The sequence below is a fragment of the Streptomyces sp. NPDC042201 genome (genome assembly GCF_055582185.1).
Genome location: NZ_JBVJDS010000004.1, coordinates 380,355 through 393,714 on the forward strand (window position 1 = coordinate 380,355; position 13,360 = coordinate 393,714).

The following is a 13,360-nucleotide window of genomic DNA, read 5'->3' on the forward strand; positions in this document are numbered from 1 at the left end:
GTCAGGCCTGAGGGGCCGGCGCCTGAGCGGGGATGTCGAGCGCGGGGAGGGTGAAGGTGATCCGGGCGCCGGGGGCGTGGTGCGGGTCCACGGCGATCGTTCCGCCGTGGAACTCCACGATCTTCTTGCACACGGCCAGGCCGATACCGTTCCCGCCGTACGTCTCACGGGTGTGCAGCCGCTGGAAGATGATGAAGACCCGCTCCGCGTGCTCGGGCTCGATTCCTATGCCGCTGTCGGTGACGGAGAAGTGCCAGGTGTCGCCCCGGCGTTCGGCCCCGAGGTGGATCCGCAGGGGGCGCTCGGGGTCACGGAACTTGACGGCGTTGCCCAGCAGGTTCTGCACCAGCATGCTCAGCTGGGTGGCATCGCCCGTGAGGACCGGCAGGGCGTCGTGGGAGATCCGGGCGTCCGCGTCCTCGATGGCGATGCTGAGCGAGTCGACCGTCCGGTCGAAGGTCTCCTGAAGGTCGACGGTGGCGGTCTGGTTGTGCATCCGGCCGACACGGGAGAAGTCCAGAAGGTCATTGATGAGGGTCTGCATCCGTGTGGCGCCGTCCACCGCGAAGTGGATGTACTGGCCGGCTCGCTCGTCGAGCTGTTCCGCGTAGCGCCGCTGGAGGAGCTGACAGAAGCTCGCGACCTTCCGCAGGGGTTCCTGGAGATCGTGGGAGGCGACGTAGGCGAACTGCTCCAGTTCGGCGTTCGAGCGGCGCAGGTCGGCGGCCTGCTCGTCGAGGCGCGTACGGGCATCCTCGGTGAAGGAGAGCTCGTCCACGAGCCGCCGGCGCATGGCGTCGACATCGTCCGCGAGTTTCCGCACATCGGCCGGGCCCTCGCTGGTGACGGGCCTGGTGAAGTCGCCGTGCGCGACCAGCCGCGCGTCACGGGAGAGCTGTTCCAGCGGGGTGGTGATGCCGCGCCGCAAGCCGATGAAGATCATCCCTGGCAGGGCGAGGATGAGCACGGCAATGGTGGAGAACACCCAGTTGCGCAGGGTCCTGACCCCTTGGAGATCGGCACGGGCCGTGGCGCGCTCCGTCTCCAGGTGCCGCTGCTGTGTGACGAGCGCGGTGCGCAGCGAGTCGAAGGATGCCTTGCTCGCGAGCGCTCGGGCGGGATCCGCCGGTACGGGGCGGCCGGCCGGGGCGGTGACGATGGGGCGGACGTACTGCGCGCGCCAGGAGTCGGCCCGTGCCAGGACCAGGTCGAGGTCGGCGGCCGAGCGGCGGTCGTCCCCGAGCGCCTGCCGGAGGGTGGCGCCGGCTCTGGTCTGGTCACGCAGCCCGGAGCGGTAGGGCTCCAGAAACGCGCTGTCCCCGGTGAGTTCGTAGCCCCGGACCCCGGTCTCCTGGTTGACCAGCGCCGATTCCAGTCGTACGGACGCGATGAGCGCGGGCGAGCTGTGGTCCACCAGGCGGGTGTTGATCTGCGTGGAGTGCGTCAGGACCCAGGCGCCGAGGGCGGAGAGCACGGTGAGCAGGAGGAGAGAGACACAGACTCCCGTCGTGAGCCACCGCCGCGTCGTCCACCGGCCCGTCCACCGGCTGGTGCCACGCGTGGGCGCCTGAGCCGGAGCGGTCGTGTCCTCGTCCGGGCGGCGGGCGGGCGCCGCATCCGGGGTCGGACGGTGTGCGGGTGCGGGGACGCTCACTGTTCGCTCCTGGAGTCGGAGGCCACCACCGGCCTGACCACGACGGCGTCAGCGTACTCTCTTCGACAACTGTTGTTGTCGAGGGGGATGCGTCTACATTGTGGCCATGCGCCGGAACGACTTGTCCTCCCAGTTCAGCGAGGAAGACATCGACCGGATGACGGTCCTCGCGGTCGACGACCTTACCCACCGGCTCGCCGACCAGGTCTTCGACGTGCCCGTCCCGGGCCCACGGGACGGGTCACCGAAGCCCGCGGGCGGCGATGGGGCCGGTGATCCGGGCGAGGCCGTGGCCGGCTCTCTCGCCCGCTTGCGCATCCTCATGCACCTCAATCGTGCCGTGGAGCGCCAGGCACGGACCGAAGCCGAACAGGCCGCACGGGCGGGAGCCGGCTATCCGCAGCTCGGCGACGCCTGGCACATCACCCGCCAAGGAGCCCGGCGGCGATGGCCGGGGCTCGTCTTCACCGCCACACCCCCCGCGCGCCCCATACCCCCGCAAGAGAGCAGGAACTCCCCCATGAACAGCCTCAGCCACTCCTATGACGTCCTGCTGGTGGAAGACGACCCAGCCGACGCCCTGCTCATCGAGGAAGCCCTGCAGGAACACGGGATGGCCCGCTCCATCAACCAGGCCGAGGACGGTGTGGCGGCGCTGGAGTACCTGCGGGACGCCGAGAAGCCCCGCCCGGACCTGATCGTGCTCGACCTGAACATGCCGCGCATGAACGGCCGGGAACTGCTGACCGTGCTCAAGGACGATCCGCAGCTGCTGACCATCCCGGTCGTGGTCCTGACCACCTCGGGCGCCCCGGACGACGTGCGCTCCGCGTATCACCAGCACGCGAACGCCTATGTCATCAAGCCGCTCAATCTGGACGATTTCATCCAGGCCGTACGGAGCATCGACGCGTTCTTCCTCGAAACGGCGGTCAAGCCGCCGAGGCGCTGACACCGCCCGGCGGTGCGGGCCGGGCGGCGCGGGCCCCGGTTCCCACCCGGTCAGAAGACGCGGATCGGGGTCTCGGCGGGGTCCGCGAGCAGGTCCGAGATCTCGTCGTCCAGCCGGACCAGGGTGATGGAGGCGCCGGCCATGTCGAGCGAGGTGCAGTATTCGCCGACGTAGCTGCGGCGTACCTCGATGCCGCGGTCGGCGAGCTGCTTGTGGGCCAGCCCGTACACCAGGTAGAGCTCACCGATCGGGGTGCCGCCGAGGCCGTTGACCATGAGGGCGACGCCGTCGCCCGAGGTGAACGGCAGGTCGTCGACGACGGCGGTGACGAGTTCCCGCACGATCCCCTCCGCGGGCTGGAGCTTCTCGCGGCGCCGGCCCGGCTCGCCATGGATGCCCACGCCCATCTCGATCTCGTCGTCGGGCAGGTCGAACAGCGGGGATCCCTTGGCCGGCGGAGTGCACGCCGTGAGCGCCATGCCCATGGTGCGGGTGACGGAGTTGACCTTCTCGCCGATCCGGTACACCTCGTCGAGGTCGGCGCCGCGTTCCGCGGCGGCGCCGGCGGCCTTCATCACGAAGAAGTTGCCGGCCACCCCGCGCCGGCCGACCGTGTAGGTGGAGTCCTGTACGGACACGTCGTCGTCGATGAAGAGCGTACGGACGGTGAGACCGTCGGCCTCCGAGAGCTCCTCGGCCATCTCGAAGGCCATGCGGTCGCCCGTGTAGTTGTTGACCAGCAGCAGGACGCCCTTGGGGGACGCGACCAGCTTGACGGTCTCGTAGACGTAGTCGGTGGGCGGCGCGGAGAAGATGTCACCCGGGCAGGCGGCGTCGATCATTCCCTTGCCGACGGACATGACATGGGCCGGCTCGTGCCCTGATCCCGATCCCTGGACGAGGGAGACCTTGTCCGGGCGTGGGGCGTCGGCGCGCATGATCAGGTTGTACTCGGGGACGTACCGGAGGGTGTCGGGGTTGGCCAGGGCCAGCCCCTGCAGCATCTCCGGGACGAAGTTCTTCGGGTCGTTGACGAACTTCTTCATACGGTCGCTCCTGGTTCTCGGCGTTGCGGCGCGGGGATGGTTCTCGGCGTTGCGGCGTGGCGACGGACTCGGTCCTGGCTCGGTCGGTGGGGCGGGTCAGCTGCGTGCGGCCCATGCGTCGGCGACGCGTTCCGCCATGACCGCGACCGCCACGGCTCCGGCGTCCGGGGAGCCGATGCTGCGCTCGCCGGTGTAGCTCGGCCTGCCGCGCATGGCCCGCATCGGGGTGGTCGCGTCGGCGGCGGTGCGGGCGGCCGACGCCGCGACCCTGGCCAGGCCGGCGGAGCGATTCGCCGGGTCGCCGGCGCCGGTGTGCGCCTCTTTCTCCAGCGCGTCGGTCATCGGGATCAGCGCGTCCAGCAGCGTCTTGTCGCCGAGATCGGACCTGCCTCGCTTCTTGATGCCCTCGGCGGCGGCGCGCAGCATGGCGACCGCGTCCCCGGCGTTCAGTTCGGCCCGGTCGCTGACGGCTCCGGCCGCCCGGAGGAACGCGGTGCCCCACAGCGGCCCCGAGGTCCCGCCCACCCGCTTGGAGATGACCAGGGCCACCTGCTTCAGGAACGCCGACGGGGAGCTGCGGTCGAACGAGTTCCAGTCCGCGAGAACGATCTCGAAGCCCCGCGCGAGCGAGTATCCGAAGTCCCCGTCGCCCACGACGGCGTCGAGGTCGGAGAACGCGCGCTCGTTGTCGACCGAGGTCTGGGCGATGGTTCTGACGACGAACTCGAGATCACTGGCTGGTGTCGATGGCATGTCTCTCCTGACTGGACTCTCCTGACCGGCGTGACGTCAGTGCGGGCGGGGTGCGCCGGTGAGCAGGAACGCGAGGTCGGCGAGCCGGACGAAGGGACGCGGGTCGGCGCCGAGCGGGTCGCTCAGCACCTCCGTGGTGGTCTCCTCCGGTCCTGGGTCGCCCAGCGACGACACGACCAGCAGCGCGCCGGTGAAGTCCTCCTGCCGGGTGTACGCACTGGTCGTGACGGCGCATCCCAGGCCCGCGTCCAGCGCCGCACGCAGCCCGTTCCGGCTGTCCTCGATCACGACCACGGCCGCGGGGTCGAGCCCGAGGTGGTCCACGGCGTACTCGTAGATGTCCGGCGCCGGCTTCTTGCGCGGGACGATGTCGCCGGCGAACACACTGAAACGCGCGGCGAGTTCCGGGCCCGCGGCGAGTTCGAGCACACTGCGTACGGACGGCTCGGCCGAGGTCGAGGCGACGGCCAGGGTCCACCCGGCGGCGTCGGCCTCCGCGGCGACTCGCCGTACACCGGGCCGGGGCGGAATGGCGCCGCCCGCGATGATCGCCTGATAGATCTCGGTCTTGCGCCGGTGCCACCGGGCGACCTGCTCGTCGAGCGCGCCGGGCTCGGTGGGCAACCCCGCTTCGGCGATGAACTCCGGGGTGAGAAGCGTCTTCATCCGCTCCTTGCCGCCACCGACCTTCAGCTTCTCGGCATAGTCGCTGTCGCTCCACCGCACGGGCAGGCCGAATTCCTCGAAGGTCCGGTTGAACGCGGGCAGATGCCCGTAGCGCTCGGTGTCGGCGAGGACGCCGTCGCAGTCGAAGACGAGAGCGGGCACGGTCTCACCCGGCCCGGCCGGCGCTGCCGAAGGTCGTCATGAGCGAGCCGGTCATGTCGATGACATCCTGGCGGACGGACCGGAACAGGGAGGGCGGATCCCATTTCTGTCTCTCCGCGGCCGATTCCAGGAAAGCCAGGTTCGACTTCATGAACTTCTCCTTGAGCGCGGTCGAGATATTGACCTTCGCGCACCCCCGGGAGATGAGATCGCGGAACTGCTCGTCGGACAGACCGCTGCCGCCATGGAGGGCGATCGGCAGGGGGTACGCCGCCACGATGTCGGAAACCCGGTCGAAATCGAGTACCGGCGTTCGCTTGTAGGTTCCGTGAGCGTTTCCGATGGCGGGCGCGAAGACGTCGACGTGGGTCGTCCTGAGGAACTCCAGAGCCACGTCCAGGTCCTTCTGGGCGGCCGCGCTGTCGCTGCCGATGTCGTCCTCGACCCCCGTGATGGACTCGATCTCGCCCTCCACGTGGGCGCCGTACCGGCGGGCCTCGGCGACGACCTCGACGGTCTGCCGCATGTTCTCCTCCACCGGCAGCCGCGAGGCGTCGAACAGCACGGAGTTCCAGCCCCGGTCCAGGCACTCGGTGATGACCGCGCGCTCGGGACAGTGGTCCAGATGCAGGGAGACGGGCACCTCGATACCGGCCGTCATCGACGTCCACATCGTATGGAGCACGTCGCTGCCGATCGATCTGACCGTCTTGACGGACGTCTGCACGATCAGTGGCGAGGATTTCTCCACGGCGGCCGCGAGAACCGCCTCCATGGTGAGGTCGTTGAACACATTGATGGCCGGCACGCCGTAACGCTTTTCGAAAGCGTCGGACAGGATGTCGGTCAGCGGCACGACAGGCACGGGGACTCCTGGGATCGGACTCGCCCGAATCGGATCGGGCTCAGGCAACCATGCGGCGCCGGTCGGGAAAGCGCCGGTCGGGCGGCGGCCCTCAGGCCCGGCACAGCACCGAGGTCATGACGTCGTGGAGGGCCACTTCCGGGTCGGGCACGGCCCCCGCCGACCGCCAGGCCACGAAGCCGTCGGGACGCACCAGTACGGCGCCTTCGGCGGTCGTGCCGTGGGCCTCGGCCCAGTCGGCGCCGTCCTCGGTCACCAGATCGGCGTCCGGTCCCGCGCCGACGCCGTAGACATCGAGGCGGAGGGAGAGCCGGTCCGCGACGCGCTTCGCCGCCGAGCGCCAGGGCGCGCCCTCGGCGCCGCTGAGCAGGACGAAGGACCGCTCGTAGAGATCCAGGGTGGACTTGCGCACGTCGCGTTCACGGACCCACAGGTGCGGTGCCCGGGTGCCGGGGTCGCCCGTCAGCCGCATCCGCTCGGGCACGACGGGCAGTGCGGGGTCGACCCCCACCACCGCGCCACGGGCGTAGCGGTAGCCCATGGCCACCGAGAGCATCCCGCCCTGCTTCCCCCCGCCCACGCCGGGCGCGGCGGCGTACCCCGGGTGGCTGTGTTCCCCGGAGCGTGCCGAGGCGCGCTCGCTCGTCGCCCGGGCCACCGGCCGGCGCTCCGCGTCGTACGTCTCCAGCAGGCCGGGGCCGGCCGAACCGCCCAGCACGGCGGCGAGCTTCCAGGCGAGGTTGTGCGCGTCCTGGATGCCGGTGTTGGAGCCGAACGCGCCGGTGGGTGACATCTCGTGGGCGGAGTCCCCCGCGAGGAAGACCCGGCCGGTCGAGTAGCGCTCCGCGACCCGTTCGGCCGCGTGCCACGGCGCCTTGCCGGTGATCTCGACATCGAGGCCGGGTACGCCGGTCGCCCTGCGGATGTGCTCCGCGCACCGCTCGTCGGTGAAGTCCTCCAGGGTCTCGCCCCGGTCGGGCTGCCACGGCAGGTGGAACACCCACTTCTCCCGGTTGTCGACCGGCAGCAGAGCGCCGTCCGCTTCGGGGTTGGTCAGGTAGCACACGATGAAGCGACGGTCGCCCAGCACCTGCGCGAGCCCCTCGGAACGGAAGGTGACGCTCACGTTGTGGAACAGGTCGCCGGAGCCCGTCTGGCCGATACGGAGCTGTTCCCTGACGGGACTGCGGGGCCCGTCGGCCGCGATGAGATAGTCCGCGAGCACGGTGGTGTCCTCCCCCGTCTCCCGGTTCTTCACGACCGCGCGCACGCCCGTCGCGTCCTGCTCGAAGGAGAGCATTTCGGTGGCGAACCGCAGGTCGCCCACGTGCTTGCGGGCCTGGGCCAGCAGCACGGGCTCCAGATCGTTCTGACTGCACAGGCACCAGCCGCTCGGGCTGAAGCGCGCGAGCGCGCCACCGGGGTCGATCTCCTTGAACAGCCATTCCTGGTCGTCGCCGGTCAGCGAACCCGCCTGCAGGATGCCGTGGTTGTCGGCGAGGACCGACGCGGCCTCCCGGATCAGCGGCTCCACGCCCGCCGTGCGGAACAGCTCCATCGTGCGCACGTTGTTCCCGCGGCCGCGTGGGTGTGTCGAGGTGGCCGCGTGTTTCTCGACCAGCAGGTGCCTGATGCCGAGCCGGCCCAGGAACAGGGAGGCGGACAGGCCCACCAGGGAGCCGCCCACGATGAGGACCGGTACGCGGTGGTCGACGTGTGTGTTCATGAGGTGCTCCCGAGCTCGGCGTCCTGCGGGGATGAGGTTTCCATGCCCCCGGCAGGACCGCTTCGGACGCCCATTCACCCGCTTGGTTCCCACATCTCGCGCCACCCCTACCAGCAGCCCACGATCGATTCCAGGAGCGACACCCGCGCAACTGGGGGGCAAGCCACGCATATCCACGGGGTGTGCGACCCGCTCCGATCGCAGTGACGACTGACGGCTGACGGCAGCCCACCGGACGTGGCCGCCGCGCCGCCTCGAAGGAGTGTGGAAAATGACAGCATTGTCGGAACGGATCTCGCAGTCTGCCTTCGACGGCTCCAGGCTTCGGGTGGTACTGCTCCTGGACCTGTACGACGGTGCCCAGAAGCAGTTCCTCGAGGCGTACGAGCACCTGCGCAAGCAGGTGGCCTCCGTCCCCGGACACCTCAGCGACCAGCTGTGCCAGTCGATCGAAAACCCCTCGCAGTGGCTCATCACCAGCGAATGGGAGAGCGCACCGCCCTTCCTCGCCTGGGTCAACAGCGAGGAACACGTGCAGATGGTCCAGCCGCTGCACGCCTGCGTACGGGACACCCGGTCGCTGCGCTACAGCGTTCTGCGGGAGACCGGAAACGTCAGCGCCAGCGCCTCCGAGTCGGTCAAGGGCCGCCTTCAGGCCTCTCCCCGTCTGGGGGATGGGGTGGTCCGGCACGCCCTCACTTTCACCGTCAAACCGGGCAGCGAGGACGTCGTCGCGAAAATCCTCGCCGGGTACAGCTCCCCCAACGCGCAGGTCGACGAGAACACCCGGCTGCGCCGCACCTCGCTCTTCATGCACGGAAACCGCGTCGTACGGGCGGTCGAGGTCGAGGGTGACCTCCTGGCGGCGCTGCGCCATGTGGCCAGGCAGCCCGAGGTCAGGGCCGTGGAGGAGTCCATCAACCCGTATCTGGAGCAGGACCGGGACCTCTCCGACCCCGACTCCGCCCGGATGTTCTTCACCCGGGCCGCTCTGCCGATGGTGCACCACGTGGCGGCGGGCGGGCACACCCCTGCGGGAGTCCAGCGGCACGCGCTGTTCTACCCGGCCAAGCAGGGCTGCGGAATGGCGCTGGCCCGGCTGCTCGCCGATCAGGACGAGACAGCGGCCGACGACCCCACGAGCCCCATCGACAGCAGCACCATCTTCCAGCGGGACGACATCGTCGTCCGGCTCATCGAGATGACCGGCCCGGTCGACGCGCGGCCCGCTCTGACCCTCGGCGTCGACGGCCCCCGCAAGGCAACCGTGCTGTCGCGGCTGCTCGACAGCGACGCGGACGGCCTGCCGGCGAGCGACGAGGAGATCGCCCGGTTCCTCGTGCGCTCCGAGATGAGCCTGATCACCGACCGGCAGGCACAGGAGTCCTGACCTCCGCGTCTCCACCACGGGGGCTCGCGCACCACGTCCTTCGCACACCGCATCTGGAGGAAGCAGTCATGACCCTGCACCGGCCACGCATCGTGGACCTCAGCGAGACTCAGCCCAACCGCAGGCGCGGAGGCGACCTGCGCGCCATGCTCACGCCGACCGCGGTGGGCGCCACGAGTGGCTTCATGGGCCTGGCCATCGTTCAGCCCGGGGAGCGCATCGGCGAGCACTACCACCCGTACTCCGAGGAATTCGTGTACGTCGTGAGCGGTCTCCTCGAGGTGGACCTGGACGATGAACCGCACGCGATGCGGCCCGACCAGGGCGTTCTGATCCCCCCGCATGTGCGCCACCGCTTCCGCAACGTGGGGGACGTGGAGGCGCGCATGGTCTTCCACCTCGGCCCGCTCGCCCCCCGCCCGGAGCTGGGGCACGTCGACACCGAGCACACGGAGAAGGCCGAACTCGGCCGGCCGCCCGGGCGAACGGAGGCGGTCTCATGACCCGGCGCGTGGCGGTCACCGGAGTCGGCGTCGTCGCCCCGGGCGGTACGGGCGCAGCCGCGTTCTGGGACCTCCTCGCGAACGGCCGTACGGCGACCCGGGGCATCACGCTCTTCGACCCGGCAGGGTTCCGCTCGCGCATCGCCGCCGAGTGCGACTTCGACCCCACGGCGCACGGGCTCGACCAGGACCAGGTGGAACGCTCGGACCGGTACATCCAGTTCGCGATGGTGGCCGCCCAGGAAGCCGTACGGGACGCGGGTCTGGACACCGAGAAGGAGGACCCCTGGCGGATCGGGGTGTCTCTGGGGACCGCGGTCGGCGGCACCACACGTCTGGAGAACGACTACGTGGCGGTCAGCGGCTCCGGCGCACGCTGGGACGTCGACCACCGCCCGGCGGGCCGCCATCTGCAGCGGGCCTTCTCGCCCAGTTCCCTCGCCTCCGCGGTGGCCGAACAGGTCGGCGCCCACGGGCCGGTGCAGACAGTCTCGACGGGCTGCACGTCGGGCCTCGACGCGATCGGGTACGCCTTCCACTCCATCGAGGAGGGCCGGGTCGACGTGTGCGTCGCCGGCGCGTCGGACTCGCCGATCTCCCCCATCACCGTGGCGTGCTTCGACGCGATCAAGGCGACCTCGGCGAACAACGACGACCCGGAGCACGCCTCCCGGCCGTTCGACGCCCGCCGGGACGGCTTCGTCATGGGCGAGGGCGGAGCCGTACTCGTCCTGGAGGAGCTGGAGCACGCCCGCGCCCGGGGCGCGACCGTGTACTGCGAGATCAAGGGGTACGCCACCTTCGGCAACGCCTACCACATGACCGGTCTGACGCCGGAGGGCCTGGAGATGGCCGAGGCCATCAACACCGCGCTCGGCCATGCCCGTCTCGACAGCTCACAGGTCGACTACGTCAACGCGCACGGCTCGGGCACCACGCAGAACGACCGGCACGAGACGGCCGCGGTGAAACGGTCGCTCGGCCCGCACGCCTACAAGGTGCCCATGAGCTCGATCAAGTCCATGGTCGGGCACTCGCTCGGCGCCATCGGAGCGATCGAGATCGTGGCGTGCGTGCTCGCCCTGGCCCATCAAGTGGTGCCCCCGACGGCGAACTACGAGACCCCTGACCCCGAGTGCGACCTCGACTACGTGCCGCGCACCGCGCGCGCCCTGAAGCTGCGCAGCGTGCTCTCGGTCGGCAGCGGGTTCGGCGGTTTCCAGTCCGCGGTGGTCATGACCCGACCCAGTGGGAGGACGCGATGAGCCCTCGACAGGACCGTCGAACAGTCGTTACCGGCATCGGTGTCGTCGCCCCCAACGGGATCGGCACCGAAGCCTTCTGGAAGCGGACGCAGGAAGGCATCAGCGTCCTCGACCGGGTCTCCCGCGAGGGGTGCGAGCATCTGCCGCTGCGGGTGGCGGGCGAGGTCCGCGGCTTCGACCCCGTATCGGTGATCGAAGAGCGCTATGTGGTGCAGACGGACCGGTTCACGCATTTCGCGATGGCCGCGGCCGACCTCGCCCTGGACGACGCCCGGCTCGGCCGCGCCGACTACGACGGTTCACCGTTCGCCGTGGGAGTGGTGACCGCCGCCGGATCGGGCGGCGGCGAGTTCGGCCAGCGCGAACTGCAGCGGCTGTGGGGACAGGGATCCCGCTACGTCGGCCCGTACCAGTCCATCGCCTGGTTCTACGCCGCCAGCACCGGTCAGATATCCATCCGTGGCGGCTTCAAGGGGCCGTGCGGGGTGGTGGCCAGCGACGAGGCGGGCGGTCTGGACGCACTCGCGCACGCCGCCAGGTCCATCAGCCGCGGCGCGGACGCGGTGGTCGTCGGCGCGGCCGAAGCCCCCCTGGCGCCCTACTCGGTCGTCTGCCAGCTCGGCTACGAGGACCTCAGCACCTGTGACGATCCGACGCGCGCGTACCGCCCCTTCACCTCCGACGCCTGCGGCTTCGTGCCCGCCGAGGGCGGCGCGATGCTCGTGGTCGAGGAGGAGGCGGCGGCCCGGCGTCGCGGGGCCCCGGTCCGTGCCGAGGTGGCCGGGCACGCCACGACCTTCACCGGGGCATCCCGGTGGGTGGAGTCCCGGGAGGGACTGGCCCGTGCGATCAGCGGCGCGCTGCGGGACGCCCGGTGCGCGCCGGAGGAGATAGACGTCGTCTTCGCGGACGCGCTCGGCGTACCGGCGGCCGACGCCGCGGAAGCGCTGGCGATCTCCGACGCCCTGGGCGCGCACGGCCGGCGCATACCCGTGACGGCGCCCAAGACCGGCACCGGACGGGCGTACTGCGGGGCGCCGGTGCTGGACACGGCCGCCGCGGTACTGGCCATGGAACACGGCCTCGTACCCCCCACTCCGAATGTCTTCGATGTGTGCCACGACCTCGATGTGGTCACCGGCCGCGCTCGCCCCGCGGAGCTGCGGACGGCGCTCGTGCTGAGCCGCGGGCTCATGGGCTCGAACTCCGCGCTGGTGCTGCGCCTCGCCACCAACACCCCCTCGTGAGAAGGAGAACTCCCTCATGACCGTTCAACTGACCTTCGAAGAACTGGCCACGCTGATGAAGAAGAGCGCCGGTCTCACCGTCGATCCGAACGAGATGGAGCGCCGGCCCGAAGCCCGGTTCGACGACTTCGGTCTCGACTCCCTGGGTCTCCTCGGCATCGTGGGCGAGCTGGAGAACCGGCACGGCCTGCCGCTGCCACCCGACGCGGACCAGTGCAAGTCACCCCATGAGTTCCTCGACCTCGTCAACAACACCCTCTTGACTGGAGCCTGACATGTCCGGACACACCGAGAACGAGATCACCGTCGCTGCCCCCCTGGACCTCGTCTGGGACATGACCAACGATCTGGAGAACTGGACGCAGCTGTTCAGCGAGTACGCGGAGGTCGAGATCCTCACCCGGGAGGGTGACACGACGACCTTCCGCCTGACCATGCACCCCGACGAGAACGGCAAGGTCTGGAGCTGGGTCTCGGAGCGGACCACCGACCGCGCGGCGCGGACGGTCAGGGCCCGCCGGGTCGAGACGGGCCCGTTCCAGCACATGGACATCCGATGGCAGTACAGGGAGGTCCCCGGCGGTACCCGTATGCACTGGACGCAGGACTTCGCGATGAAGCCGGACGCCCCGGTCGACGACGACTGGATGACCGAGAACATCAACCGCAACTCCCGCGTCCAGATGGGGCTCATCCGGGACAAGATCGAGCAGCGTGACCACGCGGGCCGGCCCGCCTCGGTCGCACCCCACTGACGCCCCGTCCGCCCAGGCCCTGCGAAGGGAACTTCCCCATGCACCACGCTCTGATCGTCGCCCGCATGGCGCCGGAATCGGCCCAGGACATCGCCAAGGTGTTCGCGGCCTCCGACACCGGCGAACTGCCGCACCTGGTCGGGGTCACCAGGCGCAGCCTCTTCCAGTTCGGTGAGGTGTATCTGCACCTGATCGAGTCCGACCGGCCCCCCGGCCCCGAGATCGCCAAGGTGATGCGGACTCCGGCCTTCCGGAACATCAGCGACCAGCTCTCCGCCTTCGTCAGTCCGTACGACCCCGAGACGTGGCGGGGGCCGAAGGACGCCATGGCCCACGAGTTCTACCGGTGGGAGCGGGACAGCCCCGCGTGAGGACC

At 70.1% G+C, this 13,360-nt stretch carries 14 protein-coding genes; 8 read left to right on the plus strand and 6 right to left on the minus strand.

Annotated features, from left to right (window positions below; genetic code table 11):
- Position 1: 1 nt before the first annotated feature.
- A complete protein-coding gene (locus ACZ6MZ_RS12145) occupies positions 2-1,654 on the minus strand; it encodes a sensor histidine kinase (protein ID WP_469351402.1) in 1,653 nt (550 codons plus the stop codon).
- 106 nt (positions 1,655-1,760) lie between these two features.
- On the opposite strand from ACZ6MZ_RS12145, the gene ACZ6MZ_RS12150 reads away from it, so the two are divergent.
- Positions 1,761-2,606: a response regulator gene (locus ACZ6MZ_RS12150; RefSeq protein WP_469351404.1), complete on the plus strand. Its 846-nt coding sequence runs from the start codon at positions 1,761-1,763 to the stop codon at positions 2,604-2,606.
- 50 nt (positions 2,607-2,656) lie between these two features.
- On the opposite strand, the gene dhaK is transcribed toward ACZ6MZ_RS12150, so the two are convergent.
- From dhaK to ACZ6MZ_RS12175, 5 genes are all read right to left on the minus strand, one after another.
- Positions 2,657-3,652, minus strand: coding sequence for a dihydroxyacetone kinase subunit DhaK (dhaK, locus tag ACZ6MZ_RS12155; protein WP_469351406.1), 996 nt, complete (start codon positions 3,650-3,652; stop codon positions 2,657-2,659).
- A 96-nt stretch (positions 3,653-3,748) separates the two neighbouring features.
- Positions 3,749-4,405 carry a dihydroxyacetone kinase subunit DhaL gene (dhaL, locus tag ACZ6MZ_RS12160; protein WP_469351408.1) on the minus strand — a complete coding sequence of 219 codons (657 nt, stop codon included), beginning with the start codon at positions 4,403-4,405 and terminating at the stop codon, positions 3,749-3,751.
- A gap of 36 nt (positions 4,406-4,441) precedes the next feature.
- A complete protein-coding gene (locus ACZ6MZ_RS12165; RefSeq protein WP_469351409.1) occupies positions 4,442-5,233 on the minus strand; it encodes an HAD-IA family hydrolase in 792 nt (263 codons plus the stop codon).
- Positions 5,234-5,237: 4 nt separating this feature from the next.
- On the minus strand, positions 5,238-6,098 hold the full coding sequence (locus ACZ6MZ_RS12170) for a class II fructose-bisphosphate aldolase (protein WP_389788122.1): 861 nt from the start codon (positions 6,096-6,098) through the stop codon (positions 5,238-5,240).
- Between the two features lie 91 nt (positions 6,099-6,189).
- Entirely contained in the window at positions 6,190-7,902 is a 1,713-nt protein-coding gene (locus ACZ6MZ_RS12175) for an FAD-dependent oxidoreductase (protein ID WP_389788123.1), read from the minus strand.
- Positions 7,903-8,095: 193 nt separating this feature from the next.
- Here ACZ6MZ_RS12175 and ACZ6MZ_RS12180 point away from each other — a divergent pair, with 193 nt between their 5' ends.
- The 7 genes from ACZ6MZ_RS12180 (at position 8,096) to ACZ6MZ_RS12210 (ending at position 13,355) form a co-directional block, all read left to right on the plus strand.
- A complete protein-coding gene (locus ACZ6MZ_RS12180) occupies positions 8,096-9,214 on the plus strand; it encodes a SchA/CurD-like domain-containing protein (RefSeq protein WP_384334678.1) in 1,119 nt (372 codons plus the stop codon).
- A 68-nt stretch (positions 9,215-9,282) separates the two neighbouring features.
- The gene (locus tag ACZ6MZ_RS12185; protein WP_469351411.1) at positions 9,283-9,717 is read left to right on the plus strand and encodes a cupin domain-containing protein; all 435 of its coding nucleotides are present in this window, start codon (positions 9,283-9,285) and stop codon (positions 9,715-9,717) included.
- Positions 9,714-10,982 (plus strand): beta-ketoacyl-[acyl-carrier-protein] synthase family protein, encoded by a 1,269-nt coding sequence (locus ACZ6MZ_RS12190; RefSeq protein WP_384185734.1) that lies wholly within the window; start codon positions 9,714-9,716, stop codon positions 10,980-10,982. The genes ACZ6MZ_RS12185 and ACZ6MZ_RS12190 overlap by 4 nt, the downstream gene beginning before the upstream one ends.
- Positions 10,979-12,229, plus strand: coding sequence for a ketosynthase chain-length factor (locus tag ACZ6MZ_RS12195; RefSeq protein ID WP_469351414.1), 1,251 nt, complete (start codon positions 10,979-10,981; stop codon positions 12,227-12,229). Before ACZ6MZ_RS12190 ends, ACZ6MZ_RS12195 begins: the two co-directional genes overlap by 4 nt.
- 16 nt (positions 12,230-12,245) lie before the next feature.
- Positions 12,246-12,503 (plus strand): acyl carrier protein, encoded by a 258-nt coding sequence (locus ACZ6MZ_RS12200; RefSeq protein WP_384185728.1) that lies wholly within the window; start codon positions 12,246-12,248, stop codon positions 12,501-12,503.
- A gap of 1 nt (position 12,504) precedes the next feature.
- The gene (locus tag ACZ6MZ_RS12205; protein WP_384185725.1) at positions 12,505-12,984 is read left to right on the plus strand and encodes an SRPBCC family protein; all 480 of its coding nucleotides are present in this window, start codon (positions 12,505-12,507) and stop codon (positions 12,982-12,984) included.
- Between the two features lie 38 nt (positions 12,985-13,022).
- On the plus strand, positions 13,023-13,355 hold the full coding sequence (locus ACZ6MZ_RS12210) for a TcmI family type II polyketide cyclase (RefSeq protein WP_384185722.1): 333 nt from the start codon (positions 13,023-13,025) through the stop codon (positions 13,353-13,355).
- The last annotated feature ends 5 nt before the right edge of the window (positions 13,356-13,360 follow it).

Bases quoted from the DNA above. Each gene is read 5' to 3' on its own strand.
- ACZ6MZ_RS12190 (WP_384185734.1), top strand. From the start codon at position 9,714: ATGACCCGGCGCGTGGCGGTCACCGGAGTCGGCGTCGTCGCCCCGGGC.
- ACZ6MZ_RS12200 (WP_384185728.1), top strand. From the start codon at position 12,246: ATGACCGTTCAACTGACCTTCGAAGAACTGGCCACGCTGATGAAGAAG.
- ACZ6MZ_RS12195 (WP_469351414.1), top strand. From the start codon at position 10,979: ATGAGCCCTCGACAGGACCGTCGAACAGTCGTTACCGGCATCGGTGTC.
- ACZ6MZ_RS12205 (WP_384185725.1), top strand. From the start codon at position 12,505: ATGTCCGGACACACCGAGAACGAGATCACCGTCGCTGCCCCCCTGGAC.
- ACZ6MZ_RS12185 (WP_469351411.1), top strand. From the start codon at position 9,283: ATGACCCTGCACCGGCCACGCATCGTGGACCTCAGCGAGACTCAGCCC.
- dhaK (WP_469351406.1), bottom strand. From the start codon at position 3,652: ATGAAGAAGTTCGTCAACGACCCGAAGAACTTCGTCCCGGAGATGCTG.
- dhaL (WP_469351408.1), bottom strand. From the start codon at position 4,405: ATGCCATCGACACCAGCCAGTGATCTCGAGTTCGTCGTCAGAACCATC.
- ACZ6MZ_RS12150 (WP_469351404.1), top strand. From the start codon at position 1,761: ATGCGCCGGAACGACTTGTCCTCCCAGTTCAGCGAGGAAGACATCGAC.
- ACZ6MZ_RS12210 (WP_384185722.1), top strand. From the start codon at position 13,023: ATGCACCACGCTCTGATCGTCGCCCGCATGGCGCCGGAATCGGCCCAG.
- ACZ6MZ_RS12180 (WP_384334678.1), top strand. From the start codon at position 8,096: ATGACAGCATTGTCGGAACGGATCTCGCAGTCTGCCTTCGACGGCTCC.